Genomic DNA, 24,857 nt, shown 5'->3' with positions numbered 1-24,857 from the left:
TTATTTATGTACATAATTAATTGATAGTGTTATACTATATTCAATAGTGACATACTAATTAATCCGTAGAAGCTCAATTGTGTTTTTTTTATTTTTGTTTTTTTATTTTTTGAATTTTCAATGTAATGTTTAATGGTTATATTCAGATTTCAAATTTCTCTATCAATCATTAAATATGTGGGATTTTTTTAATCGAATGCCGTTGATTAACAATGGGACGTTAGTCGGAAAGGCGGAGCTAATTCCTTGTTTTTATATACGAATATATGTAATTTTTTATTTTTTTATTGTATTCAGTTAATTTTAGTATTATGGTTATATTAATTGAATGTTAAGTCAAATCGATAATATATTATTATAGCTAAATTTTCATTTGCTAATGGTGTAAGGCTCTTTTTAGTCTTTATCGGATGTAAAAAACGAATATATAAAATATATCGAAATAATTACATCCGCGATAAAATGAGCTTGATCAGGATGGTCTCCTTGGTTGGGATATAAATTCTTGAATAAAAAGTGGTGAAAGTCTTTCACGCTTTTTTTCTATATATTCAATAAAAATACATATTGATTAGGGTGGTAGCAATGGGGAAACGTATAGAAAAAGTACTTGCGGCAAATCGTGGAGAAATAGCGATACGGATTTTTCGGGCATGTACGGAATTAGACATTCACACAGTTGCAATCTATTCAAAGGAAGATTATGGTTCTTATCACCGATATAAAGCGGATGAGGCATATTTGGTTGGGGAAGGCAAAAAGCCGATTGATGCATACCTGGATATTGAAGGCATAATTGCGATCGCCAAAATGAGCGGAGTCGATGCGATTCATCCCGGTTATGGTTTTCTTTCAGAAAATATTGAATTTGCGAAACGCTGTGAGGAAGAAGGCATAATCTTCATCGGACCAGAATCAAGACACCTAGATATGTTTGGTGACAAAGTAAAAGCCAGAACACAAGCTGAACTGGCTGATATTCCGGTTATCCCTGGTAGCGAGGGACCGGTGACCAGTGTTGAAGAAGTAAAGGAATTTGGTGAACAATACGGCTTTCCAATTATCATAAAAGCCTCTTTAGGCGGCGGCGGGCGCGGAATGCGGATTGTCGAAAAAATCGAAGAAGTTGAAGAGGCTTATGATCGCGCAAAATCAGAAGCTAAAGCAGCTTTTGGTAATGATGAAGTCTATGTAGAGAGATTCATTCAAAACCCGAAGCATATAGAAGTTCAGATTTTGGCTGATACACATGGAAATATCGTCCATTTATATGAACGTGACTGTTCCGTTCAGAGACGGCATCAAAAAGTTGTGGAAGTGGCACCTTCCGTTTCCCTTTCCGAGGATTTAAGGGAAAGGATTTGTGAGGCAGCCGTCAAGTTGGCAAAAAATATTGATTATGTAAACGCCGGTACGGTCGAATTCCTTGTCGCAAATGGCGAATTTTACTTTATTGAAGTCAATCCACGGGTCCAGGTTGAGCATACCATTACTGAAATGATTACGGGCATTGATATCGTTCAATCCCAAATCATGGTAGCGGAAGGGCATGAACTCCATGGCAAAAAGATCGGGATTCCCGAACAGTCAGGAATCAAAACACATGGATATGCGATTCAATCACGGGTGACGACTGAGGATCCATTGAATAATTTCATGCCTGATACCGGGAAAATGATGGTTTACCGTTCCGGTGGAGGGTTCGGTGTTCGTCTGGACGCTGGTAATGGGTTCCAAGGTGCGGTCATCACACCATATTATGATTCACTTCTCGTTAAACTTTCAACACATGCGCTTTCATTTGAACAGGCTGCATCAAAAATGGTGCGTAACCTAAAGGAATTCAGGATTCGTGGAATCAAAACGAATATTCCATTCCTTGAAAATGTTGTAAAACATGAGAATTTCATTAATGGTGAATACGATACTTCCTTTATTGATTCAACACCGGAACTATTTACGTTCCCGGTCCGAAAAGACCGTGGGACAAAAATGCTTTCATATATCGGAAATGTGACCGTGAATGGATTCCCGGGAGTCGAGAAAAAGAAAAAACCTGTTTTTGATCCAGCTCCAATTCCGAATGTTGGTGGCCTGCCGCTTATCTCGGGTACAAAAAATATACTTGAAGAGCAAGGTGCAGAGGGACTGGTCAATTGGATCAAAGAACAGAAAGAGGTATTGATCACCGATACGACTTTCCGCGATGCACATCAATCTTTACTTGCGACGAGAATCAGGTCGAAAGATATCCTTGATATCGCTGAGCCTACAGCAAAACTACTTCCTGATTTATTTTCAATGGAAATGTGGGGCGGGGCAACTTTTGATGTCGCATATCGATTCTTGAAAGAAGATCCATGGGACAGGCTGATCAGTTTCAGGAAAAAAGCACCTAATGTCCTATTACAAATGCTTTTAAGGGCTTCAAATGCAGTTGGTTATAAAAATTACCCTGATAATGTCATTCGTGAATTCGTAGAGAAATCAGCGGGTGCAGGCATTGATGTTTTCCGTATCTTCGACAGTTTAAATTGGGTTAAAGGGATGGAATTGGCCATTGATGCAGTTCGTCAATCCGGCAAAATTGCGGAAGCGGCCATTTGTTATACAGGGGATTTGAATGATCCATCACGCAGCAAGTATAATATCGACTACTATAAAAATATGGCCGTGGAATTAGAACATGCCGGTGCCCATATTTTAGCGATCAAGGATATGGCAGGCCTCTTGAAACCTGATGCTGCTTACCGCCTTGTATCGGAACTGAAAGAAACGACATCACTTCCGATCCATCTGCATACTCATGATACAAGCGGAAATGGAATTTACATGTATTCGAAAGCGATCGAAGCTGGTGTGGATATCGTTGATACGGCGATTGGTTCTTTAGCTGGACTGACTTCGCAGCCAAGTGTACAAACACTTCATTATGCTCTGGAGGGGTCAAGCAGACAGCCTAAATTGAAAGTCGATTCACTAGAGCGTTTAGGAGAATACTGGGGAGAGGTCAGGAAATTCTATCATGACTTCGAAAGCGGCATGAATGCTCCTCATACTGAAGTATACAAACACGAAATGCCGGGCGGTCAATATAGTAATTTACAGCAGCAAGCCAAAGCAGTGGGGTTAGGGGACCGCTGGCATGAAGTTAAAGAAATGTACCAGCGTGTCAATGTAATGTTCGGAGATATCGTTAAAGTAACTCCTTCATCCAAAGTTGTTGGGGACATGGCTTTATTCATGGTACAAAATAACCTGTCTGAAGAAGATGTTCTGACAAAAGGCAAATCCATCGATTTCCCTGATTCAGTCATAGAGTTATTCGAAGGCTATCTAGGTCAGCCAGTTGGAGGATTCCCTAAAGAGCTTCAGGAAGTTATCCTGAAAGGGAAGAAACCTATAACAGTAAGACCGGGTGAATTATTGGAAGAAGTGGATTTTGCAGCTCTTAAAGAAGAATTATTCAAGGAATTGGGACGGGCAGTCACTGATTTCGATGTGCTTGCATATGCCCTATATCCAAAAGTATTCTTGGACTACAATAAAACGATTGAGCTATTTGGTGATGTTTCCAACCTCGATACCGCAACTTTCTTATATGGCTTGAGACTGGGGGAAGAGATCGAAGTTGAAATTGAAAAGGGTAAAACGCTCATCGTAAAATTGGTTTCAATCGGTCAGCCATTGGCTGATGGAACACGGGTTGTGTATTTTGAGTTGAATGGTCAATCACGTGAAGTGATCATCAAGGATGAAAACATTAAATCTTCCGTTGTATCAAAAATAAAAGCTGACCCTAAAAATAAAGAACAACTCGGTGCGACAATGCCAGGTACGGTTATTCGTGTAGTGGTCGAGAAAGGCGATCAGGTCAAGCAGGGGGATCACCTGATCATTACGGAAGCGATGAAAATGGAAACTACCGTTCAAGCACCATTCTCCGGGACCATCAAGGATATTTATGTAAAAGATGGAGAAGCGATCAGTACTGGAGACTTATTGATTGAAATAACCAAGTAATATCGCTGCCTGTGACCTTGTGAAAGATTTGGGGTATATGGGGTAGGCTTGAGGTTTTAAGCTGCCCTATACCCTCATTTTAGGCAGTGTACGGTCATTGATCTTCACTATAAGATAAAACAAAACCACCATTCCCGGGAATGGTGGTTTTGTTTTATCTTAATTATATTATTGATTGAACAATCAGACATTAACGGGCGGGTACCGTTGGCGTTATATCCTGTTCCTCCTGACCTTTGACAGAGTGCGCGGAGTTCCTTTTTTGCTTGGCCAGGGCATTTTTTTTGCTTCTCGATGTCAATAGCATCAAATAGCTCATTACACCAAAAAAGCAGGCAATGAATAATGCGTGTGTAAGTGCGATATATAAGTTTTGCCTTGAGAAAATGATAAAGGCTCCAGCGGTAACTTGTAAAAATACGAGAATGAATGCAGCAATCCAACCGCCATATAACACTTTTTGATTTTTGTAATGTTTTTTTGCGATATAAGCCACATATGATACCCAAATGAAAATAGCGCCTGCCATTGCACGGTGCCCCATCTGAATCCATTCATAAAGGTTGGAGGGGAGTGCAAGACTGTCATTTACGCATAAAGGCCAATCCTTACAGATAAGACTTGATTCTGTATGCCTTACAAGGGCACCTGTATATACGACCACCAGACAAAAAATCAATACGCCAATAATATGGAATTTCATTCGTTTGTCAACGATAAGTCTTTCTGCTTCGAACTTCTTGTCCACTTCAAAAATCAACAGTGTCAGTAAAAAGACGGCAGCAAAAGAAATGAGCGATATGCCAAAATGAAGGGCAAGGACGAAATCGGATTGTGACCAAATGACGGCAGCGGCTCCGATCAATCCTTGGAGTAACAGAAAACCAAAAGAAAGGACGGATAAGAAACGTGCTTCACGGATATGGCCGATTTTTTTCCAAGACATATACGATAATATTAAAACAAGGAAACCTCCAGCACCTGAAACGAGTCGATGGGAAAGCTCAATGACCAATTCAATCGTGATTTTGTCAGGGATCAATTGGCCATTGCACAATGGCCAGGACCTGCCGCATCCCATGCCGGAATCCGTCTTCGTGACTAAAGCTCCACCAAGTAAGATGAAAAGCATTACAACCGTTGTTAAAACAGCAAACCATTTAAGAGACGATTTCACTAGTAGCCCCACCTTTTTCTATGTAGCAATTTAGGGTTATTCCATAAAATTAATAATAGCATAAGGTTTTTCATAATATTTGTCGAACTTCCTCGATATTACACAAAATAGAATGATTTTACAAGTTCAGTTAATATTATAACTATTAATTAAAATGCCTGAAATAGTTGAAAGTTACATAAGACTTTGATAGAAATAAAGGGAGTGTAAACCTTCAAGCAGGAGCAAAATAGGGAATAAGCCTAGGGGATGATGATAATAGCATAATATTCATGTTCTTGATGAACATCATACAAGAGAAGTAAATTATTGAGACACAAATTGGTCAAAAAATAACCGAAATATTTTCACAAAAGCTTCCAAAAATGTGTTTTAATATATTGAAGAAATGATTTTACTAAATTTTACTGTTAATAAGCATGATATTAAGAATGATAGCTCTCGATGGATTCCATTGACAACGGTCATTGGTAAATAATTTACTTTTTGTTTACGCTTCCTTGGTTACAAATATCAAAAAGTATGAAATAATGTTCTATAGCATATGTAACGTTTTTTTGCATTTGCGTCTGTTTTGAATGATTTAAAGGAGGAAAACAAATGTCAGAAACAAGGGGTTTGTCAGAAGCTGTCATGGAGGACAGTAAAGCCGCCCTTCAATCGGATATACCTGAAACAACAGCTTGGAAGGATTTTCTCGCACTTATAAAAGTGGGGATTGTCAATTCAAATATAATTACAGCTTTTACCGGCGTGTGGTTAGCTCTTCATTTTTCGGGGCTTAGCTTCTTAAGCAATCTAGATGTAGTGTTTTATACACTTGCAGGTTCGGCGCTCATAATGGCGGGATCTTGCAGTTTCAATAATTATTATGACCGTGATATCGATCATTTAATGGAAAGAACGAAAAACCGTCCAACGGTAACTGGGAAAGTACAGCCTTCAAAGGTATTGGCATTAAGTTTCGGTTTAATTGCTGCAGGGCTGATTTTACTTGCTTTGACTAATATGACAACTGCCATACTAGGAGCATTCGGCGTCTTCGCCTATGTTGTTTTATATACTATGGTTTTCAAACGTAGATTTGTCTCGAATACGATTATAGGCAGTATATCCGGAGCGGTGCCTCCACTTATCGGGTGGGCTGCAGTCGACCCGGGCCTTGATAAGATCGCCTGGGTCCTGTTCGCGATCATGTTCTTGTGGCAGCCTCCTCATTTTTATGCACTTGCAATGAGGCGTGTCGAAGAATATCGTGCAGCTGGAGTACCCATGCTTCCGGTAGTAAAAGGGTTCAAGGCGGCAAAAAGATCGATTATGCTATGGATCATCTGTTTAATGTTCATTCCTTTCTTTTTAACTCCATTAGGAACCCCGCTAGTTATTCTTGCTGCATTATTGAGCACGGGTTGGCTTATTTTGGGGATTAAGGGGTATAAAAAGAAAGATGATGTTAAATGGGCAACATCCATGTTTGTATATTCTTTAAATTATATGACCATTTTATTTGTAGCGATGGTTATTGTCACTCTCATCTAGTTTTGGTTTAAATAAGCTGGCGGCCTGTTCCTTTACAGGCTCCAGCTTACTGATAAATAATGCACTGACCGCCATTCATACATATTAACGGAACCAACGGGGTCATACATAAGAGCGGTTACATGAATCATCGTAATAATTCCTTAAATTAGGGATTCTTTCTTTTTTAGAAATTTACATAGAGAGAATATTCGCAATTGCGCCCATTTTTATTTTTGTGAGAAAATTTTGACGAAAGAGGGGTTTCTGAAGCTATGAAAAAAAGGCTGCACAAATGGCGCCTGATTGCTCTGCTGGGTATTGTAGGACTTGTACTTTCGGGCTGCGGCGAACCATTTCTATCCGCGCTGAAGCCAGCAGGCAATGTTGCGCAATCTCAGTTTGACTTACTGATATTGAGTACACTAATCATGGTTCTGGTAATTATTGTTGTGATTATTTTGTTCGTTGTAGTTTTACTGCGCTTCCGTCGGAAGAAAGGCGACGAAACAATACCGAAACAAATTGAAGGAAGTCATAAACTTGAAATTATCTGGACTGTTATTCCTATCCTTCTTTTAATTGTTCTGGCTGTTCCGACCGTCGTCACTACATTCGACTTAGCTGACACAAAGGCAATGGATAAGAAAGATAAGGATGGAAAAACGAAGGATGCTCTTGTTGTGAATGTTAGGGCAAATCTTTATTGGTGGGAGTTTGAATATCCTGACCTTGGCGTTGTCACAAGTCAGGATTTGGTTGTGCCTACCGATCAAAAAGTATACTTCAATCTAACTGCTTCTGATGTTAAGCATTCATTCTGGATACCGGCTGCCGGAGGAAAGATGGATACAAATACAGATGGAGTCAATCAGTTTTTCTTAGAATTCGATAGTGAAAAGGCAGAAGATTCGAACAACTTATTTTACGGGAAATGTGCTGAACTTTGCGGTCCTTCCCATGCTTTGATGGATTTTAAGGTCGTACCGAAGTCTAAAAGCGATTTTGAAGCGTGGACTAAAGATATGAAAGCCGCGAAGGAGCCTGTCGTTTCAGGTGATCTAGCCAAACAGGGTGAAGATGTCTTTAATCAAAGCTGTATAGGCTGCCATGCGGTGACACCAAATGACAGCAGGCCTGAAGCAGCTCGGCAGGCTCCGAATCTGGCTACATTCGGTGAGCGTCAAAAAGTAGCTGGCGTATTGGATCATACGGAAGAGAATGTAAAAAAATGGATCAAGGATCCTGAGAAGTATAAACCGGGCAACACGATGACCGGTACTTACGGCGAACTTTCAGATTCAGATATTAATGCACTGGCAGCTTATCTATTGGAGCTTAAGGTGGAAGACAAATAGAACATTGATTAAGGAGGTTAAATCGTGAGTACGTACGCTAATAAAAAAGGATTTGGCGCTACTATTTGGGATTATCTGACGACCGTAGACCATAAGAAAATCGCCATTTTATATCTTATCTCTGGCGGGTTATTCTTTGTAATCGGCGGTTTGGAAGCGATGTTTATCCGTATCCAGCTGGCAATCCCAAACAATGATTTCGTAAGTGCCGGATTTTATAATGAAATTTTGACCATGCACGGTACGACAATGATATTTCTGGCGGCCATGCCATTAGTGTTTGCTGTAATGAATGCGGTTGTACCATTACAGATAGGGGCACGTGATGTTGCGTTCCCATTTTTGAACTCGTTAGGTTTTTGGTTGTTTTTCTTTGGGGGAATCTTTCTGAATCTTTCATGGTTTTTAGGAGGGGCTCCAGATGCAGGCTGGACATCGTATGCATCGCTTTCCTTGCATTCCGAAGGTCATGGCATTGATTTTTACGTCCTCGGATTACAAATATCAGGTTTTGGAACACTAATTGCAGGGATCAATTTCCTTGTAACCATTATTAATATGCGTACGCCTGGTATGACATATATGCGTATGCCGCTGTTTACCTGGTCAACTTTCGTCGTTTCTGCATTGATTTTATTCGCTTTTCCTCCGCTTACCGTGGGATTGGTGTTAATGATGTTCGATCGGATGTTTGGCGCGAATTTCTTTGATGTAGCGGCTGGGGGAAATACGATTATTTGGGAGCATTTATTCTGGATATTCGGTCACCCGGAAGTTTATATCCTGATTCTTCCGGCGTTCGGTATTTTTTCCGAAATTTTCGCTACATTCTCCAGAAAAAGATTGTTTGGTTATTCATCGATGGTCTTTGCAACCGTTTTAATCGGTTTCTTAGGTTTCATGGTTTGGGCGCATCATATGTTTACCACTGGTCTAGGTCCGATCGCAAATGCAATCTTTGCGGTGGCGACAATGGCTATCGCTGTACCGACAGGTATTAAGATATTCAACTGGATTTTTACGATGTGGGGAGGAAGCGTCAAGTTCACGGTTCCGATGCTTTATGCAGTTGCCTTTATCCCTACATTTACAATGGGTGGCGTGACAGGTATCATGCTCGCTTCTGCACCTGCTGATTATCAATACCATGATAGTTATTTCGTTGTTGCTCATTTCCACTATGTAATCGTCGGTGGGGTTGTATTAGGCTTACTGGCTGGAATCAATTTCTATTGGCCGAAGATGTTTGGGACGATGTTAAGCGAAAAATTGGGGCAAATCACATTTTGGACGTTCTTGATTGGTTTCCATTTAACGTTCTTCATTCAACATTTCTTAGGTTTGATGGGGATGCCGCGCCGGGTATTCACGTTCTTGGACAATCAAGGACTCAATACAGGTAATATGATTAGTACTGTTGGAGCCTTTTTGATGGCATTTGGTGTCTTGGTTATGGTCATCAATATCATCATTACATCTGTGAAGAATGAAAAAGTCGGCAATGATCCTTGGGGAGATGGCCGTACGCTGGAATGGGCCATTCCATCACCACCGCCTTTTTATAATTTTAAACAACTGCCGCTAGTCCGCGGATTAGATCCTTACTGGGTTGAAAAAATGGAAGGGAAAAAGGAAATGACTCCTGCAGAACCACTTGGGAATATCCATATGCCCAATTCATCCATTCTTCCTTTAACGATTGCTTCCGGTTTATTTATCGCCGCATTCGGTGCTTTATACCATATGGATGATAAGTCATGGACCCTGCCTATAATGATAGTAGGACTTTTGGTAACATTTGGTTCAATGTTTATCCGTTCCGTTAAAGACGATCATGGGTACCATATTCATAAAGAAGACCTTATGGACGATAAAGACAAGGGAGGTAAGGCATAATGCAGACAGATGAAAGATTCACGGATGCTACCTGGCCTGCTTCTCCCGAGAAAGCGACTTTAGAAGGTAAAAATAAATATTTGGGATTCTGGTTGTTTCTTGGTGGAGAGACGGTGTTATTCGCCTCTTTATTTGCAACTTACCTAGCATTGAAGGATAAAGTTCCAAATGGTGATGCAGCCCTAGCTAAAGATTTATTCGAATTACCACTTACGTTTGTCGCAACCATGCTGTTATTGACCAGTTCATTGACTAGTGTGTATGCGATGTACCATATGAAAAATAACCACTTCAAACAAATGCAGGCTTGGCTTGTCATTACGGTTGCACTTGGTTTAGGTTTTCTTGGACTCGAGATTTATGAATTTAATCACTATGTTCATGAATTCCATCATACATTTACGAGCAGTGCCTTCGGCTCCGCGTTTTATACGTTAGTTGGTTTTCACGGAGGACACGTTGCATTCGGTTTGGCTTGGATCATATGTCTTATGGTACGTAATGCAGGAAGGGGCTTGAATTTGTATAACGCTCCTAAATTTTTTGTTGCGAGTCTTTATTGGCATTTCATTGACGTAGTCTGGGTGTTTATCTTTACTGTCGTATACTTAATGGGAATGGTGGGATAACTGATGGCGAATGAACAATCAAATTCAGCGAACCCGAATGTCGATTTAAAATATCGCCGTAAGAAAAATGCTGAAGAGATGAAACACCAAGTGATATCATTTACACTTATGATTTTCTTTACATTACTTGCTTTTGCTGCAGTAGGAATTGAGGGCTTTTCACATTGGTTCATTAAACCAGTCATTTTACTGCTGGCAGTTGTACAAGTGATTTTCCAATTGTATTATTTCATGCACATGAAGCATAAAGGGCATGGCACTATTGCATTGTTCTTATTTTCCGGCCTTGCAGTCGGCCTGATAACTGTCCTTGTGTTCACAACGATTGTTTGGTTATAAACCATAAAGAAAATCGGCTATTGAATGATAGCCGGTTTTTCTTTATGGGGTGATTTTCCAGAAAAACAATCCAAGTTTATCTATATTTGTTACAATGTTTCATTTTAGGTATAATAAAAGTAAGAAAAAGTTTATGAACGAGGTGATTTTTTTGTCTATTGATATTTTCGGATTTCGCGCTTTGTGGAGTCCTTATTATTTTGCCGCCCTCGTACTTATAACCGTAGGCTATTTTTGGCTGGTGACAAAAAAAGGGGGGAAGTTTCCGGGCAGTTCATCGCTTTCCGTCAAACAGGCAACTTATTTTTTGACAGCCATGTTCCTTCTTTATGTGGTAAAGGGTTCGCCACTGGATCTATTAAGCCACATTATGTTCAGTGCGCACATGTTTCAAATGGCATTGCTCTATCTTGTGATTCCGCCTTTATTTATCATTGCGATTCCGGATTGGCTTTTGAGAACTTTCATAAATTCAAGGGGAGTGAAGGCATTATTTCAATTTTTTACGAGACCTCTTGTCGCCCTTTTACTATTTAATGTTCTTTTTTCGTTGTACCATATCCCGTTAGTGTTCGACTATATCAAAACGGGGATGTGGATACATGCCGGATACACGGTGCTTTTATTTACTACTGCAGTTTTGATGTGGTTCCCGCTTGTCAATCAATTGCCGGAACACGAAAGTCTAACGGGTGTAAAAAAAGTAGCTTATATTTTCGGCAGTGGCATTTTAATGACTCCAGCTTGCGCTTTAATCATTTTTGCTAATGATCCGATGTATGATACGTTTACCAATGCGGAATCTTGGGCAAGTGCCATGGAACTTTGCGTTCCCGCCTCAGCACTGTCAAGTTTGACACTCAGTGGTCCAGAAATGTTCAATGGACTGCCATTGCTTGAGGATCAACAGCTTGGTGGGGTTTTGATGAAGGTGATCCAAGAAATCGTTTTAGGCTATGTTTTGGGTGTCATTTTCTTTGCTTGGTTCAAAAAGGAGAATGGCGGCCAAAATGATATCGATCCGATACCTTCGGATCTTCAGACTGTAAAATAATTGTACGTTAAAAAAGACTTGTCTTGGGGCGGACAAGTCTTTTATCTGCCTTTGCCTGCTTTTCGATATAAACCAAATAGCCAGAGAATTGACTTGCCTATTCTATAAAAGTGAGCATTCTGTTAATAATCCTTGATTTTATTGAATTTTATGATTGCCTCTTATAAAATGGTAGTTGATTAATAAATATAGAGAGGACTACAATTCATATGTCTTTACCAATCCTTCCAACGATAAGTACAGCCTTCATTGTATTAAGTGCCATCACTGTTGCAATAGGCTGGTATCAAATTAAACAACGCAAAATCGAGACCCATAAAAAAACCATGATGGCAGCTGCGGTTTTTGCGGTAATCTTTTTCACTATATATCTTTCCCGGACGGTATTCATTGGTAGTACGTCATTTGGCGGACCCGCTGACATTAAAATTTATTATACGATTTTTTTGATTTTCCATATAACGCTTGCTACAACTGGAGCTGTTTTGGGGATCATCATGCTTACCACTGGGTTTAAAGGTAAATTCGCCATCCATAAAAAAATCGGGCCTGCGACAAGCATCATTTGGTTTTTCACCGGGATTACTGGAGTAGCTGTTTACATCCTGCTTTATGTCATTTATCATGGCGGAGAAACAACATCTTTAATAAAGGCGATCCTAGGATTTTAAAATAACGAAAAAGCCTGGTGCAATAAAAGCATCAGGCTTTTGTAATGCCTATAAAAAAAGAGAGCATCACGTATGATCCTCTCACTTTGTACCTGCTTTTCACTAACGGCTTTTACAGGCCGTTGAATTGTGTAAGCTCTTCTTTGATTTGAGCGAGGATTTTTTCACTTTGTTTAACTAGTGATGCAGGGAAATCCTCTCCTTCACCATATTCAACTCCGTGTGGATAATAGTGTTTTCCTAATAGAGGAACCATTAGTTTGATGACGGCCCTGTGAGCGCCTACATCGCCCTCTGTAGCATAGCCAAGTATTCTCAGGTAAAACGTGCCTTCTTTTAAGTCGAACTTACGATCGTAACTGACTCTTTCGTAATCCCATTGTTCTGCACGTATTAAACCATATTGCGGCATTAGGTCATCTAATCGGTTTAAGTCGGCTGTGATGTTTTCGATTCCAAAGCTTTCAAATTTCACGAGTAGTACCTCCTATGTTTACTATTAAGAATTAAAATGACATACCGGGAAAATATTATGTACATGAATATATTAAAAATCTCCAAGTATGTTTATAATATACCATTTTATCCTATATTTTATAATAGTACGAAATGGTGGAAGTTGCAATGAACTCAACCATGGTAATTTAATCATTCGCAAAAGTTCCACTTTTTAAATAAATTTAATGAAGGGACAGTCTATCGTAAATTAGAAAATTATGATTGAACAGTGATATAATCAGGAAAGAAAGGTTTTTGCATTGGATACATAAATTAGATAGAGAGAGGGAGTGTTCCTCTGCGCGGTTTAGGTAAGGTGTTGGTGTTAATTATTATTTTTTTCGTAATCGGTATTTATCTTAATATCGGCGATGAAGATGAAGGAAACCCTCTTATTGATGGTAACAAAGGTGTTAACCCCAATGGACATATAAATGAAAAAATCCCTTCCTCTGAAAAGGAAGGGATTACTGAAGTGACAGAAGGTCTGGCGGTAACGATCGGGGAAAATGCAAAAGAGATAGAAAAGGAATATGGTAAACCAGATCGGATAGATATGTCCGCCTATGGATATGAATGGTGGGTTTATAAAAAGGACTATAATAATTATTTCCAATTAGCCGTTGAAAATGAAAAAGTGGTATCTGCTTATGGAATCGGTGATGAGGTCAATGTCGCTCCGTTTAAAATTGGACAATCGATTGATGCTATCTATTCCAGCTTATATGTGGAACCCACTGTTGATATTGAAGTTGGTCACAGTTCATATCGTTTTGAATTGTCGGAGGAAGATATGAACATGAGGCCGTTGATTGATTTAGGGAATATAAATGTTCAGCTGTATTTGGATAAATTCACCGGGACTGTTTCAAGCATCCGATTTTTGAGTGATTCCGCCTTATTGAAGCAACAACCGTATGAGTTGACCTATCATGGTGAACTTGTGACAGTTAAGGACCTTTCTGATGAGGAAATGGCGAAAGTGGAAGATGGCAATGAGCAGCAAATATTCGATATTACGAATATAATGCGCAGCAGGTTTGATTTGAAGCCTTTAGAATGGGATGCGCCAACTGCGGAGGTTGCTTACCTTCATAGCCGGGAAATGACGGACGCGCCTGAAGGAACCCATGTTTCTGAAACAAAGGGGGATTTGGAAAAGCGTCTCGATGCGGGCCATGTAAAATACAGGGCAGCAGGTGAAAATATAGCGGCTAATTATGTTGATGCAGCTGCAGTCATGGAAGGTTGGCTAAATAGCAAAGGGCATCGGGATGCGTTGCTGAACGAGGAATTTACCGGTCTGGGCGTCGGGGTATATAAAAAGTACTACACCCAGAATTTCATAAAGAGATAAAAAAACGGATCCGATCTGGGTCCGTTTTTTTGTACTGGATATTTTTTGGAAATAAAAAAGGTCCCTGTCGATATCATCACCGGTGGACCATTCCTCGATGATGATCGTATGCCTATGTATTAATTTGCACCGAATCGATCGCCAATGGAGAATTTTACATTATGAACTTGGATATCCGCAGTAACGGCAGCATACGCTTTTGGAACTATAAGGGTACTCATCTCATCCAATTGCATTTTAAAATAAATGTTATGCACTTTTTATTTACCTTTAGCATATGGTGCAATAGGCGATGTCTAAGTGTGAGGTGAGAGTAATGGCAAAAAGAAAGCGGCCCTCCGTGGATGGATTTCGGGTGTTTGTAAAGGAACATCCTCATTTAGTGAATGAAGTGAGAAGCAAACAAGCAACATGGCAGGAACTTTTTGAAGAGTGGTATTTACTCGGAGAAGATCATCCACGCTGGCAGGCTGACGGCAGTGTGGGCGAGTCCAAAGTGAATTCAGGATCTCCATCTCCGCCGGTTGAAAAGGGAGAACAAAGCACTGAGTTGATCGGTTCGTTAATGAGTGCAGTTAAAAATATGGATATGGGGCAGATTCAACAATATATTACGAATGCCAATCAGGCCATCGGTGCAATCCAAGGAGTGCTATCTGCTTTCCAAGGGAATAAATCAGGTGATACCAGTCCTCCCCCAAAAGAAAAAGAGCAGAAAGCTAACCCTTTTTTATTCACCAAAGATTAAGGAGGGTTTTTCATGCGTCAGAATATATATGAATTCATTCAAACGAACGAAGATATGCGTAATTACTTGAGGATTCAGCCTGCTTGGTACAAAAGGTTAATGCGTAATCCCCATGAGGTGGATGTGTTTGAAACCGAAGCGAAATATCATTTTGAGAAGTCGATTCCACATCGGGTCTCTAAATTTTCGGAAAGCGTTCAGGTTGCCTCAATGATGCTTCATATGTTTCAAGCGATGAATGCTTCGGGTGAATGAAGAAAATAAGAGTAAATTACTCCTTTTGGCGAACAATAAAGGCAAAAGGGGGACGATCGAATGAGAAAATTGATTTTGGCTCTCACAGTGTTGGTGGCAGCGGCTGGTTGTGGAAAGAAAATACCAGAACCTGAAAATTCAGGCGTAGCCATGCAAGATGTTTCTACTGTTACAGCTGCCACCACTGTATCGGGCATCCGAAACTCAGATGAGGACTTTCGGGTAAAAACTTTTGTAAAAGGTAGCTCTGTCTATGTCGAGTGCTACTTGAAAAACTATGGTTTTTCTGTATCAAATCCTGAACAATTGGCAACTGTGTCCGTATCTATTGATAATCAAAAGAAAGTCAATATGAAAACGGCAGCATTTATTTTAAAGGATGTCCCGAATGGCATGCATAAAATTAAGCTGGAAGTCTTGAATGGTTCAGGTGAAAAAACAGGGTTGCAAAAAGAGATTGAGGTACATATCACTTCCTCGATTTAATCAAACCATTAGCATCTAAAAGGGAGAAATGGTAAAATGGATGTGGAGGTGAGCTTGTTAATGCTTGCTACTATGGAAATCGTCGACATTTTACAACAGGCTGATGGATTAGCTGAAATGATCCTTCATTCTGAAATAGGGGAAGAATATCTCCTTAGTTTATATAAATTACAAAGCGACAAAGAGGCACAGCGGAAAATTTCCAAGTTTACTTCGCTAAAGGATCTATTTGAAGATGTTCAAAGGTTCGGTAAATATCATCCGGATTATAAACGCATCAATTTAGAAACCAGACAAGCTAAACGAGACATGGATATGCATCCTGCCGTGGCAAGGTTTAAGGGGGCGGAGACCGAATTACAATCCGTTCTTGATGAAATAAGCGGAAAAATTGGCCGAGCCGTTTCTGAACAGGTCAAAACCCCAGCGGGGAATCCATTTTTTGTTTCATCAGGTGGATGTTCAACGGGAAGCTGCGGAACCGGCGGAAGTTGTGGATGCTCTGCATAAGCTAATGGCAAGAATCGTAAACATTCAGGCCGGTATATAGAACATGCAGCCATTTGAAATTCGACATTGCTACGGAGTTCGTTGGCTGTGTCATGTAAGGAAGCTTCGTCGAGAGGGTCAACCGGATACGTTATACAGCGATTAACTGCGATATAAGATACAATCCGGACAAAGGTTGCCGCAGCAAAACATCTTTTGCTGCGGTACAAAAAAACGATGCCGGAAGACATATATACGTTCTTCCTGCCGCACGAAAATGGTTTCACAATGAAGCTGCTTGCCACGCATTGAAAGGCTTGCGGCTTTTTTTATTAAGAAAGAAAGCTTATTACCATTTTGTATCGGATGATAATGGATATATATAAATGGTATACCTGTGAACTTTTTTACCGAAGCTTGGGTAATTTCATCATTATCTAATAGATGGTCAATAAATTGACTCCAAATTTGGTTTAAATCCATCGTTGTTTGGCTCCTTTCACTGTGTTTATATTCATAATAGTGAGAGAATTTTGTTTATAATCTTTTTTCTTGGTTGAAAGTAAAGATTCTGCTATGCTACACTTAGTTAAAACCTTTATAAAAGGGAGTTATTGATATGCTTGGAGCGAGACAGGGAATCATCGTCTATTTACATACATTGAAACAAGCCAAAATGCTTAGGAAATTTGGAAATATCCATTATGTTTCAAAAAAACTGAAATATGTAGTGCTTTATACGAATATGGATGAAGTGGAACCACTAGTGGAAAAGCTGAATAATTATTCGTTCGTTAAAAAAGTGGACCTTTCTTACAAGCCTTTTTTGAAGGTTGAGTTCGAAAACTCCAAACCGGATAAAGCGAAAGAATATGATTATAAAATGGGGATTTGAAAAAAGCTGACTCATGCGGAGTCAGCCTTTTTCAATTTCTGGCATCAGTTATCTTTCAACCTAATGGGGGCAGATATCTATTCATTCGCAAAATGCCGATTAAGTGTTGGTAGTACAATTCGATTTCTGCGAAGAGCACCGAAGGTTTCACGTCAATTTCAATAATTGGTCTATCCAGTTCCTCGGCTAAGTTCTCAAAAAGCTCATAGCGTTTGTTTTTGGTGGCATGAGGGTTCGGTATACCTTCACGGCAAATGTAAAGTGGCTGGAATTTCCCAGGATCTGTGGGCTGCATGACGATAACCAATGACGTTACCTTTTTATCATCAATAGTTGTATGCATGGCCAAAAGCCTTGCTACTCGATGTTTCTGATTGCGGCCCACTTCCAGCAACTCATATATATCGGAATATCCTTGTCCAATTTCAATAAAACGTTGAATCAATTAAACCTCTCCTAACTAACTTATTATTCATTACTTTATCATTATCCCTCATAAAAGAGAAGGACAACTTCATTGACGAATCATGACAATGAAAATTAGATATCAGAGGTTTATCAAAAAAAAAAAAAGCCCTGCAAAAATATGCAGGGTCCTTCTAAGCCTAACTATGGACCAGAAGGCAAAGGGAGAGGAGAAACCGGAGGAAGAACTTATGGGGAAACGTAAGCCTTCTCCGCGGTTGGCAACAACACCTAAAAAGGAATGTTGTTATTCACATTATTGCCAAAAACCACTTTATTATTCAAAATGTAAAAGATTTATAAAAAGAATGGATATCTTCCTTTCATGGTCCGAAATGATAAGTCGATTTTCATCTTGGAAATGAAGTCAAATCTGATTAAATATTGGCTAGCTTTTTCTAATATGTTAGGATAGGAAAGTAACAGAAATTTGTCATAAAATGTGGTGAGATTATGAGGGTCGTTTCCGGAATTTGCAAAGGAAGACCACTTAAGGCTGTACCGGGTACAGGAACCCGGCCGACTACTGATAAAGTCAAGGAATCCATTTTCAATATGATTGGTCCTTATTTCGAAGGAGGGCTGGTCCTCGACTTGTTTGCCGGAAGCGGTGGACTGGGAATTGAAGCGTTAAGCAGAGGCATGGATAAAGCCATATTTGTCGACCGTGATTTTAAAGCGAATCAAACGGTTAAGGCCAATTTGGAACTATGCAAGTTTTCAGACCGTGCAGAAGTTTATAAAAATGATTCAGAGCGTGCACTGAAGGCTTTGGTGAAAAGGGAAATGACTTTTGAATTGATTTTTCTTGATCCACCTTATAAGAAACAAAAGCTTGTCGAAATTCTTGAAGAAATACATAAATACCGATTGCTGAACGATATGGGACACATTGTTTGTGAGCATGGCCATGATGTTACATTGCCAGAAAAAGTTGGTGACTTTACCGTTAAGAGAAAAGAAGTTTATGGCGTCATTGCCGTTACGATTTATCAATGGGGAAACGTACACGAACAGGGGGAACTATGAATGTCCAAAATAGCGATTTGTCCGGGGAGTTTTGATCCAATAACATTTGGTCATCTTGATATCATTCAAAGGGGAGCGAATGTTTTTGATGAGGTATATGTGGTCATCGTGAACAATTCAGCGAAAAATTCACTTTTTACTGTGGAGGAGAGACTGGATTTGATTACTGAAGCGACGGCCCATATGCCGAATGTTAAAGTGGATTTCTATCAGGGATTGACGGTCGACTATGCTGAAAGCGTTTCCGCGAATGCCATCATCAGGGGATTGAGGGCGACTTCCGACTTTGAATATGAAATGCAGGGAACTTCGATGAACCGATTCCTAAACAATAAAATAGAGTCATTCTTTATCATGACGAAAAATCAATATTCTTTCTTGAGTTCAAGTATCGTGAAAGAGGTTGCGAAGTATGGCGGGGATATCTCCGAACTAGTGCCGAGCGTCGTCGAGAAGGCTCTGGCCAAAAAATACGAGGGACTGAAAGGATAGAAAAAAGAGCATTGCCAACGAGCAATGCTCTTTTTTCGGTTTACGAAAGGCCTTTGAATAGCCTTTTGGTAAATATGATGATGTATAGGATCAAAAATACGAGTGTTAGAATGGGTCCGAAATCAAGCATGTTCTGATATAGCGAATTCGCGTGTTCACCTGAACCGCTGACTGGAAATGCGTTTATCGGGCTGCCGCTGTACATATTGCCTTTATAGAATGGTTCCCAAAGTAAGATGGTAATAATGGATGCCAGAAGGCCATGTGCTATCCTTGCCAGAAAATAGGGAGTGAAACGAATGTCTGTTACGGCAATGATGCTGGCAACTTGCGCTTGAATGCTGAAACCGTTGAAAGCTAAGATGAAACTTGTCATCGCAGTTTGTTGAAAGAGTGTCGCATCTTCGACCGTACTGGTTAATTTTGAACCAAGAGTCATTTCAAACATGCCTGATATGAAGGGAAGGCTTAAGGAATCGGGGAAACTGAAAATACGTAAAATTCCTCCGACCACGTTAGCTAGCAATCCGGTAATATTCATATGAAATAAAAGCTTGTTCACCACCGAAAAGAGAATGATGAACCCCCCGATCATTAATAGGGTTTGAATGGAGGAGAGTACCGCATCTCCAAGTAAACTGCCAAATGGTCTTGTTTCTTTTATCCTGGTTCGATGCATTTGGCTAAAGGCTTGTCTTATGGAGGGGAGCTTGGCCATTGCATTTGTATGGGATTTTTCTTCTTTCCAACGGTAAAAACGCATGATAATGCCTACACAAAAATTTCCTAGGTAGTGGGAAAGTGCAAGGATGATACCTAAATGAGGATTATGAAAAAACCCAACGGCAACGGCAACGAACAGGAACAATGGATTGGATGAATTAGTAAAACAAACGAGTCTTTCAGCTTCGATGCGGGTCAATTGTTCTTCCTGACGAAGCCTTACAGTGAATTTCGCTCCAGCGGGAAACCCTGATGCAAGTCCCATCGCCCAAACGAAACCGCCCACTCCTGGTACACGGAATAAGGGACGCATAAATGGTTCGAGCATGACGCCAATGAACCTGACAACGCCGAAACTGATTAATAACTCCGAGAGAATCAAGAAAGGTAGAAGCGAAGGGAAAACAATTGTCCACCAAATATTCAGTCCGCCTTTGGAAGCCTCAAAGGATTCTTGGGGGAAGATGATCAAGCCAACTGCCATCATCGTGACGGAGGTAGCTAACAGTACTGTTTTGGATTTTGATTTTAGCAAAATTCAGCCTCCTCTTGAAGGTTTCTAAATAAGGGCAGTTCGTTTTGTATATAATAAAATATGAACTTCCTTTTCTCGAAAAGTAAGCGCATGATGGAATTTGGATTGTACCGACATGTATAAATGAGGATAATCCGCACAATGGGATTTCAATAAGGACCTCACTTTATTGGCTACATGGGTTATATCCGCCATGCTTGTTTCACTGTCAATATAAATAATATGCTTCTATAAATCCGTTTAAGACCATAACTTTGAATGAGTGTAATTTCAATATTTTGAACTAGTTACAGCGGGAGGGATATCTTTGGCGAAACCAAAGGTCGGGCTTGCACTTGGGTCAGGAGGAGCTAGGGGGTTTGCACATATTGGCGTGATAAAGGTATTGCAGCAAGAAGGCATTCCGATAGATATGATTGCCGGAAGCAGCATGGGGGCCATGGTTGCTGCCTTTTATGGAGCGGGTTCGGATATCGAGAGGCTGTATAAGTTGTCCCGTGCATTTAAGCGAAAGTATTATTTAGACTTCACCATACCTAAAATGGGCTTCATTTCGGGAAAACGGACAAAGGATTTAATCAGGGTATTTACATATGGCAAAAAATTTGAAGAACTTGATATTCCTGTGGCAGTGGTCGCCACTGATATAAAAACTGGGGAAAAAGTCATTTTTCAGGAAGGTCCCATCGCACCGGCTGTAAGGGCAAGCATCTCCATTCCTGGCATTTTCATTCCCGAAAAAATCGGAAACAGACTGCTTGTTGATGGAGGAGTGGTTGACAGGGTTCCTGTTTCAGTCGTGAAGGATATGGGAGCAGACATCATAATTGGTGTGGATGTAGCCCACGTAAAACAGGATATGGAGATAAACTCCATTTATGACGTCATCATGCAAAGCCTCGATATTCTGCAAATGGAGCTGGTTAAAAGCAGGGAGTTTGCCTCAGACGTCATGATACGTCCCAGGGTGGAGAAATACAGCTCGAAATCATTTACAAACGTACAGGAAATAATTAGTATTGGAGAAGAAGCTGCAAGAGGAAAGATAGATCAAATTAAGCAGAGTATTGTTACTTGGAAGGAGTCCTTTGAAGATGAGCCGTAAAATGTATGTACGCACTTTCCTGGTGGTGGCTATACTTCTCATAGCATCAGCCCTTTATTCCCTACCTTTTTATGTATCAAAACCAGGAATGGCCAAAGAATTGGAGCCAATCATTGAGGTATCCGGAGGAGATGAAGCAAAAGGAAGCTTTATGTTAACCACGGTAAGGATGGGCCGGGCGAATGTATATTCCTACATGATGGCGAAGTGGAGCAAATATCAGGAACTTTATCCGGAAACCTCCATTCGAAGCGAAGATGAAACAGATGAAGAATATAATATCAGGCAGCTGCACTTAATGGATGGTTCTAAAAACAATGCCATTCAGATCGCATATGAAAAAGCAGGGAAAGAGGTCGAATACGAGTACCTGGGTGTATATGTTTTGGACGTGCTAAAAGGAATGCCGGCAGCTAAAGAGCTGAAAGCGGGCGATCAAATCATTCAGGTCGATGATGTTAAATTCAAGTCTGCGCAGGAATTCATGAACTATATTAACGGAAAGAAGGCTGGAGACAAAGTTAAAATAGTGTATAAGCGGGAAGAGACGGAGAAAACGTCCATTCTTTCTTTGCAGCCTTTTAAAAATGACCCAAATAGGGTAGGGATAGGCATTTCGCTGGATGATAATCGAAAAGTGAACACAAAACCGGCGATTTCCATAGATTCAGAACAAATAGGCGGTCCTTCTGCTGGTTTAATGTTTTCATTGGAAATTTATAATCAATTAACAAAGGGCGATCTTACAAAAGGATATGACATAGCGGGTACAGGAACGATGTCCGACGATGGGACAGTCGGTCCAATTGGCGGAATTCAACAGAAAATAGTTGCAGCCGATAAGTCTGGAGCCGAAATATTCTTTGCCCCGAATGAAAACGGAGCAGCAGGTTCGAATTATGAAGATGCACTTATTGCAGCAAAGGATATCGACACGGACATGAAGATCGTGCCGGTGGACAACTTTGATGATGCAATAGCCTATTTAACGAAGCTAAAAGGAAAAGAAAAATGAAAAAAAGCGCAGGCAGTCATCTACTGTTTGCGCTTTTTTTGATGATTGTTTTTACTTTTAAGGATGGACGGGCCAAGCTTAAACCAATCTTCATTTAAAAATGATGGGAGATTCATATTCCCGTCTCATCAATGCAGCCTGATATGGTTCCGGCAAGCCCAGTGCATACACCTGTGCCGCTCGCAAGTCCGTATCGATGTCCTGTTTCTGATAGGACGAAAGTTTAGAGATGAGCGGGAGGGATAAGCCTTTTTTTACAGTGCGAAGATATTCTTGCCCCCGGCCATTCATGCCAAGAAGTCTGATATAGGCTGGCTGGTCATTGTGAATCATGAGTTCCTTTATTGTATGAGTCAATATATGGACACACATTCGTTGCAGCCGTGTCCATGTGTAGCGTTTTGTCTTCAGGGCTGCCATGAATCCCGAAAAGCTCGAAGATCGTTTGGCCATCTCCTTTATCCTGTGTTCAATCCCTTCCTCAATTTCGTAAATCCCTGCCAATTCGGTTAAAGAGGAAGAAAGGATTCGGTATTTCAACATGGGCCAATACATTTCCCAGTCATGCAAAGCATTGTAGTGCGTTAAATATTGCTCAAGACCATTCAGCGTCGGTTGAGGAATATAACTGGAAACGGAATTTAACTCCTGATGTTCATGGATGGCTTTACGTATCCCCGTTGCACTGGCAATAGGTTCTTTGGACAACTTTGTTTCATGGTATCCGGCAGCGACCCTTTGAATCGTATAAGGGCGAATGGAGTAGCCGTTTGAAAGTGCAGTACTTACATATTCCTTGCCAAGAATATTATTTGGCTTCGTCAAATCCAATCCGGCATCATCATTGATGATCGATCGATAAGCCTGGGCAGCGCTGGCCGGATAACTATTACCGGCATCCATAGCCGATTTAATTGCAGCATCAAATGCAGCGGAATTATCCGATAGGATTCTGTGGGCGGTTATGAATGGTTCAATTCTGCCATCCTCGCTACCAAAGCAAAAGGAGTCACAGCCAAGGGATTCCAAAAGAGAAATAGATCCTTTTGCAAATATTTCCGCCTTCTGTGTCGCGAAAGCATAGGGCAGCTCAATGACAAGATCTATGCCGCCGTTCAAGGCCATTTCGGCACGTGTCCATTTGCTGACGATAGCGGGCTCGCCACGCTGTAAGAAGGGTCCGCTCATAACAGCGACCACAACATCTGCCCCTGTTTTTTCTCTACTTTCTCTTGCATGTAAAACATGTCCATTGTGAAAAGGGTTATATTCGACTACTAAACCGCAAGCTTTCATTCGTTCACCTCAGAGAAAAACTTTGTATTTTATCAACTTAGTGCTAAAATAGTATTTCAAGTAAAATTACTATAAGTAATCGTCCGGATTCTTTGTTTGAAATGATTCTTAAACTTAGACAATCAGTTAGGATGACTACATTATAGTGTAAAGAAAAAATATTGACAAACTTATAATTGAAAGCTATAATTATTTTTGTTGCCTTGAGGTGATTTCATTTGAAATGGACGATTAGTCAACTTCAAAAAATTCGGGACAAAGATTTACGGTTTGATGAACTGGTGGATGTCTTGGACATTAGAGAAAGAGACCCGCAAATTCGCGATGTTTCTCCGATCAGAGTAGCAGGAAGAGCTGATATCAGCTCGACCGAGATTACTTTTCACTTGCATCTTTCAGGTGAATTAACATTACCTTGCTCCCGTACACTGGTAGACGTTAAATATCCGATTGATATTGATACAAAGGAAACCTTTCTTTTAAAGGCAGATGGCGCTGATTTCTACGGAGATGATGTCACTGTTGTGGAAGGTGAAGTTGTAGACCTAATACCGGTAATTAAAGAAAATTTATTGCTAGAAATTCCGATGCAGGTTTTTTGTGAGGATGTCGATTCGAACGAAGCTGCTCCTCAATCCGGGAAAGACTGGGCCGTTATTTCTGAAGAGGAAAATGAGCACAAGGTTGATCCGAGATTTGCAAAGCTTGCCGACTTTTTTGACAACAATAAAGAATCTTGATTGGAACGAAAAATCGTTAATCCGATTTTTCCAGCTTTTTTATATTTTTTAAGGAGGTGGGAAT

General features: G+C 40.4%; 26 protein-coding genes. 19 read left to right on the top strand and 7 right to left on the bottom strand.

Annotated elements, in window-relative coordinates:
• Nucleotides 1–585 precede the first annotated feature (585 nt).
• Nucleotides 586–4,023, top strand: coding sequence for a pyruvate carboxylase (gene pyc, locus ACQKFG_RS01210; protein WP_427555599.1), 3,438 nt, complete (start codon nt 586–588; stop codon nt 4,021–4,023).
• Between the two features lie 190 nt (nt 4,024–4,213).
• On the opposite strand, the gene ACQKFG_RS01205 is transcribed toward pyc, so the two are convergent.
• On the bottom strand, nt 4,214–5,200 hold the full coding sequence (locus ACQKFG_RS01205; protein WP_192203936.1) for a COX15/CtaA family protein: 987 nt from the start codon (nt 5,198–5,200) through the stop codon (nt 4,214–4,216).
• Nucleotides 5,201–5,800: 600 nt separating this feature from the next.
• Here ACQKFG_RS01205 and cyoE point away from each other — a divergent pair.
• The 7 genes from cyoE to ACQKFG_RS01170 all read left to right on the top strand — a co-directional run bounded on the left by cyoE (nt 5,801) and on the right by ACQKFG_RS01170 (nt 12,665).
• Entirely contained in the window at nt 5,801–6,739 is a 939-nt protein-coding gene (gene cyoE, locus ACQKFG_RS01200) for a heme o synthase (RefSeq protein WP_034313989.1), read from the top strand.
• A 254-nt stretch (nt 6,740–6,993) separates the two neighbouring features.
• Nucleotides 6,994–8,076 carry a cytochrome c oxidase subunit II gene (coxB, locus tag ACQKFG_RS01195; RefSeq protein ID WP_427555595.1) on the top strand — a complete coding sequence of 361 codons (1,083 nt, stop codon included), beginning with the start codon at nt 6,994–6,996 and terminating at the stop codon, nt 8,074–8,076.
• Between the two features lie 24 nt (nt 8,077–8,100).
• Nucleotides 8,101–9,972, top strand: a complete 1,872-nt coding sequence (gene ctaD, locus ACQKFG_RS01190) for a cytochrome c oxidase subunit I (RefSeq protein WP_427555592.1) — start codon at nt 8,101–8,103, stop codon at nt 9,970–9,972.
• On the top strand, nt 9,972–10,601 hold the full coding sequence (locus ACQKFG_RS01185) for a cytochrome (ubi)quinol oxidase subunit III (RefSeq protein ID WP_098371107.1): 630 nt from the start codon (nt 9,972–9,974) through the stop codon (nt 10,599–10,601). The genes ctaD and ACQKFG_RS01185 overlap by 1 nt, the downstream gene beginning before the upstream one ends.
• Nucleotides 10,602–10,604: 3 nt before the next feature.
• The gene (gene ctaF / locus ACQKFG_RS01180) at nt 10,605–10,940 is read left to right on the top strand and encodes a cytochrome c oxidase subunit IVB (protein WP_048684534.1); all 336 of its coding nucleotides are present in this window, start codon (nt 10,605–10,607) and stop codon (nt 10,938–10,940) included.
• Between the two features lie 151 nt (nt 10,941–11,091).
• Nucleotides 11,092–11,994, top strand: a complete 903-nt coding sequence (gene ctaG, locus ACQKFG_RS01175; RefSeq protein WP_192203941.1) for a cytochrome c oxidase assembly factor CtaG — start codon at nt 11,092–11,094, stop codon at nt 11,992–11,994.
• Nucleotides 11,995–12,203: 209 nt separating this feature from the next.
• Complete coding sequence (locus ACQKFG_RS01170) at nt 12,204–12,665, top strand: DUF420 domain-containing protein (protein ID WP_179891037.1); 462 nt, start codon at nt 12,204–12,206, stop codon at nt 12,663–12,665.
• A gap of 112 nt (nt 12,666–12,777) precedes the next feature.
• On the opposite strand, the gene ACQKFG_RS01165 is transcribed toward ACQKFG_RS01170, so the two are convergent.
• Complete coding sequence (locus ACQKFG_RS01165) at nt 12,778–13,140, bottom strand: YugN family protein (protein WP_076366720.1); 363 nt, start codon at nt 13,138–13,140, stop codon at nt 12,778–12,780.
• Between the two features lie 345 nt (nt 13,141–13,485).
• Here ACQKFG_RS01165 and ACQKFG_RS01160 point away from each other — a divergent pair, with 345 nt between their 5' ends.
• Nucleotides 13,486–14,520: a CAP domain-containing protein gene (locus tag ACQKFG_RS01160; RefSeq protein ID WP_427555587.1), complete on the top strand. Its 1,035-nt coding sequence runs from the start codon at nt 13,486–13,488 to the stop codon at nt 14,518–14,520.
• A 119-nt stretch (nt 14,521–14,639) separates the two neighbouring features.
• Here the strand turns inward: ACQKFG_RS01160 and ACQKFG_RS01155 are convergent, their stop codons facing one another.
• A complete protein-coding gene (locus ACQKFG_RS01155; RefSeq protein ID WP_427555584.1) occupies nt 14,640–14,777 on the bottom strand; it encodes a hypothetical protein in 138 nt (45 codons plus the stop codon).
• 59 nt (nt 14,778–14,836) lie between these two features.
• Between ACQKFG_RS01155 and ACQKFG_RS01150 the strand changes: the two genes are divergently transcribed.
• The 4 genes from ACQKFG_RS01150 to ACQKFG_RS01135 are packed head-to-tail and all read left to right on the top strand — an operon-like array spanning nt 14,837 to nt 16,519.
• On the top strand, nt 14,837–15,268 hold the full coding sequence (locus ACQKFG_RS01150; protein WP_228467353.1) for a YlbD family protein: 432 nt from the start codon (nt 14,837–14,839) through the stop codon (nt 15,266–15,268).
• Between the two features lie 12 nt (nt 15,269–15,280).
• A complete protein-coding gene (locus ACQKFG_RS01145) occupies nt 15,281–15,523 on the top strand; it encodes a YlbE-like family protein (RefSeq protein WP_192203944.1) in 243 nt (80 codons plus the stop codon).
• 60 nt (nt 15,524–15,583) lie between these two features.
• Nucleotides 15,584–16,009 carry a hypothetical protein gene (locus ACQKFG_RS01140; RefSeq protein WP_427555579.1) on the top strand — a complete coding sequence of 142 codons (426 nt, stop codon included), beginning with the start codon at nt 15,584–15,586 and terminating at the stop codon, nt 16,007–16,009.
• A gap of 60 nt (nt 16,010–16,069) precedes the next feature.
• The gene (locus ACQKFG_RS01135) at nt 16,070–16,519 is read left to right on the top strand and encodes a YlbF family regulator (protein ID WP_192208196.1); all 450 of its coding nucleotides are present in this window, start codon (nt 16,070–16,072) and stop codon (nt 16,517–16,519) included.
• 141 nt (nt 16,520–16,660) lie between these two features.
• Here ACQKFG_RS01135 and ACQKFG_RS01130 read toward each other — a convergent pair whose 3' ends face one another.
• Nucleotides 16,661–16,981, bottom strand: a complete 321-nt coding sequence (locus ACQKFG_RS01130) for a hypothetical protein (protein WP_192203946.1) — start codon at nt 16,979–16,981, stop codon at nt 16,661–16,663.
• A gap of 136 nt (nt 16,982–17,117) precedes the next feature.
• Between ACQKFG_RS01130 and ACQKFG_RS01125 the strand changes: the two genes are divergently transcribed.
• Nucleotides 17,118–17,393, top strand: coding sequence for a YlbG family protein (locus ACQKFG_RS01125; protein WP_048684554.1), 276 nt, complete (start codon nt 17,118–17,120; stop codon nt 17,391–17,393).
• A 55-nt stretch (nt 17,394–17,448) separates the two neighbouring features.
• Here the strand turns inward: ACQKFG_RS01125 and ACQKFG_RS01120 are convergent, their stop codons facing one another.
• Nucleotides 17,449–17,838 carry a DUF7147 family protein gene (locus tag ACQKFG_RS01120; RefSeq protein WP_192203947.1) on the bottom strand — a complete coding sequence of 130 codons (390 nt, stop codon included), beginning with the start codon at nt 17,836–17,838 and terminating at the stop codon, nt 17,449–17,451.
• A 473-nt stretch (nt 17,839–18,311) separates the two neighbouring features.
• Between ACQKFG_RS01120 and rsmD the strand changes: the two genes are divergently transcribed.
• Entirely contained in the window at nt 18,312–18,887 is a 576-nt protein-coding gene (rsmD, locus tag ACQKFG_RS01115; RefSeq protein ID WP_192203948.1) for a 16S rRNA (guanine(966)-N(2))-methyltransferase RsmD, read from the top strand.
• On the top strand, nt 18,888–19,379 hold the full coding sequence (gene coaD, locus ACQKFG_RS01110; RefSeq protein ID WP_192203949.1) for a pantetheine-phosphate adenylyltransferase: 492 nt from the start codon (nt 18,888–18,890) through the stop codon (nt 19,377–19,379). It abuts the gene before it with no gap.
• A gap of 40 nt (nt 19,380–19,419) precedes the next feature.
• On the opposite strand, the gene ylbJ is transcribed toward coaD, so the two are convergent.
• On the bottom strand, nt 19,420–20,637 hold the full coding sequence (ylbJ, locus tag ACQKFG_RS01105; RefSeq protein ID WP_427555573.1) for a sporulation integral membrane protein YlbJ: 1,218 nt from the start codon (nt 20,635–20,637) through the stop codon (nt 19,420–19,422).
• Nucleotides 20,638–20,944: 307 nt separating this feature from the next.
• On the opposite strand from ylbJ, the gene ACQKFG_RS01100 reads away from it, so the two are divergent.
• The gene (locus ACQKFG_RS01100; RefSeq protein WP_192203951.1) at nt 20,945–21,742 is read left to right on the top strand and encodes a patatin-like phospholipase family protein; all 798 of its coding nucleotides are present in this window, start codon (nt 20,945–20,947) and stop codon (nt 21,740–21,742) included.
• Nucleotides 21,732–22,757, top strand: a complete 1,026-nt coding sequence (locus ACQKFG_RS01095) for a SepM family pheromone-processing serine protease (protein WP_192203952.1) — start codon at nt 21,732–21,734, stop codon at nt 22,755–22,757. The genes ACQKFG_RS01100 and ACQKFG_RS01095 overlap by 11 nt, the downstream gene beginning before the upstream one ends.
• Nucleotides 22,758–22,847: 90 nt before the next feature.
• On the opposite strand, the gene ACQKFG_RS01090 is transcribed toward ACQKFG_RS01095, so the two are convergent.
• The gene (locus ACQKFG_RS01090) at nt 22,848–24,053 is read right to left on the bottom strand and encodes a nucleotidyltransferase (protein ID WP_427555570.1); all 1,206 of its coding nucleotides are present in this window, start codon (nt 24,051–24,053) and stop codon (nt 22,848–22,850) included.
• Nucleotides 24,054–24,271: 218 nt separating this feature from the next.
• On the opposite strand from ACQKFG_RS01090, the gene ACQKFG_RS01085 reads away from it, so the two are divergent.
• Nucleotides 24,272–24,793, top strand: coding sequence for a YceD family protein (locus ACQKFG_RS01085; protein WP_141992222.1), 522 nt, complete (start codon nt 24,272–24,274; stop codon nt 24,791–24,793).
• Nucleotides 24,794–24,857: the final 64 nt, after the last annotated feature.

Source organism: Peribacillus sp. NPDC076916 (genome assembly GCF_050269675.1).
Classification (GTDB): domain Bacteria; phylum Bacillota; class Bacilli; order Bacillales; family DSM-1321; genus Peribacillus; species Peribacillus aracenensis.
The sequence above is the reverse complement of the archived record's forward strand: the minus strand, read 5'-3'. Positions and strand labels throughout refer to the sequence as shown.

Excerpts from the sequence above, each read along its gene's own strand:
- ACQKFG_RS01090 (WP_427555570.1), bottom strand. The coding sequence starts at position 24,053 with ATGAAAGCTTGCGGTTTAGTAGTCGAATATAACCCTTTTCACAATGGA.
- rsmD (WP_192203948.1), top strand. The coding sequence starts at position 18,312 with ATGAGGGTCGTTTCCGGAATTTGCAAAGGAAGACCACTTAAGGCTGTA.
- ACQKFG_RS01135 (WP_192208196.1), top strand. The coding sequence starts at position 16,070 with ATGCTTGCTACTATGGAAATCGTCGACATTTTACAACAGGCTGATGGA.
- coaD (WP_192203949.1), top strand. The coding sequence starts at position 18,888 with ATGTCCAAAATAGCGATTTGTCCGGGGAGTTTTGATCCAATAACATTT.
- ACQKFG_RS01140 (WP_427555579.1), top strand. The coding sequence starts at position 15,584 with ATGAGAAAATTGATTTTGGCTCTCACAGTGTTGGTGGCAGCGGCTGGT.
- ACQKFG_RS01130 (WP_192203946.1), bottom strand. The coding sequence starts at position 16,981 with ATGGATTTAAACCAAATTTGGAGTCAATTTATTGACCATCTATTAGAT.
- ACQKFG_RS01125 (WP_048684554.1), top strand. The coding sequence starts at position 17,118 with ATGCTTGGAGCGAGACAGGGAATCATCGTCTATTTACATACATTGAAA.
- ACQKFG_RS01170 (WP_179891037.1), top strand. The coding sequence starts at position 12,204 with ATGTCTTTACCAATCCTTCCAACGATAAGTACAGCCTTCATTGTATTA.
- pyc (WP_427555599.1), top strand. The coding sequence starts at position 586 with ATGGGGAAACGTATAGAAAAAGTACTTGCGGCAAATCGTGGAGAAATA.
- cyoE (WP_034313989.1), top strand. The coding sequence starts at position 5,801 with ATGTCAGAAACAAGGGGTTTGTCAGAAGCTGTCATGGAGGACAGTAAA.
- ACQKFG_RS01185 (WP_098371107.1), top strand. The coding sequence starts at position 9,972 with ATGCAGACAGATGAAAGATTCACGGATGCTACCTGGCCTGCTTCTCCC.
- ctaF (WP_048684534.1), top strand. The coding sequence starts at position 10,605 with ATGGCGAATGAACAATCAAATTCAGCGAACCCGAATGTCGATTTAAAA.
- coxB (WP_427555595.1), top strand. The coding sequence starts at position 6,994 with ATGAAAAAAAGGCTGCACAAATGGCGCCTGATTGCTCTGCTGGGTATT.
- ACQKFG_RS01095 (WP_192203952.1), top strand. The coding sequence starts at position 21,732 with ATGAGCCGTAAAATGTATGTACGCACTTTCCTGGTGGTGGCTATACTT.
- ACQKFG_RS01145 (WP_192203944.1), top strand. The coding sequence starts at position 15,281 with ATGCGTCAGAATATATATGAATTCATTCAAACGAACGAAGATATGCGT.
- ACQKFG_RS01150 (WP_228467353.1), top strand. The coding sequence starts at position 14,837 with ATGGCAAAAAGAAAGCGGCCCTCCGTGGATGGATTTCGGGTGTTTGTA.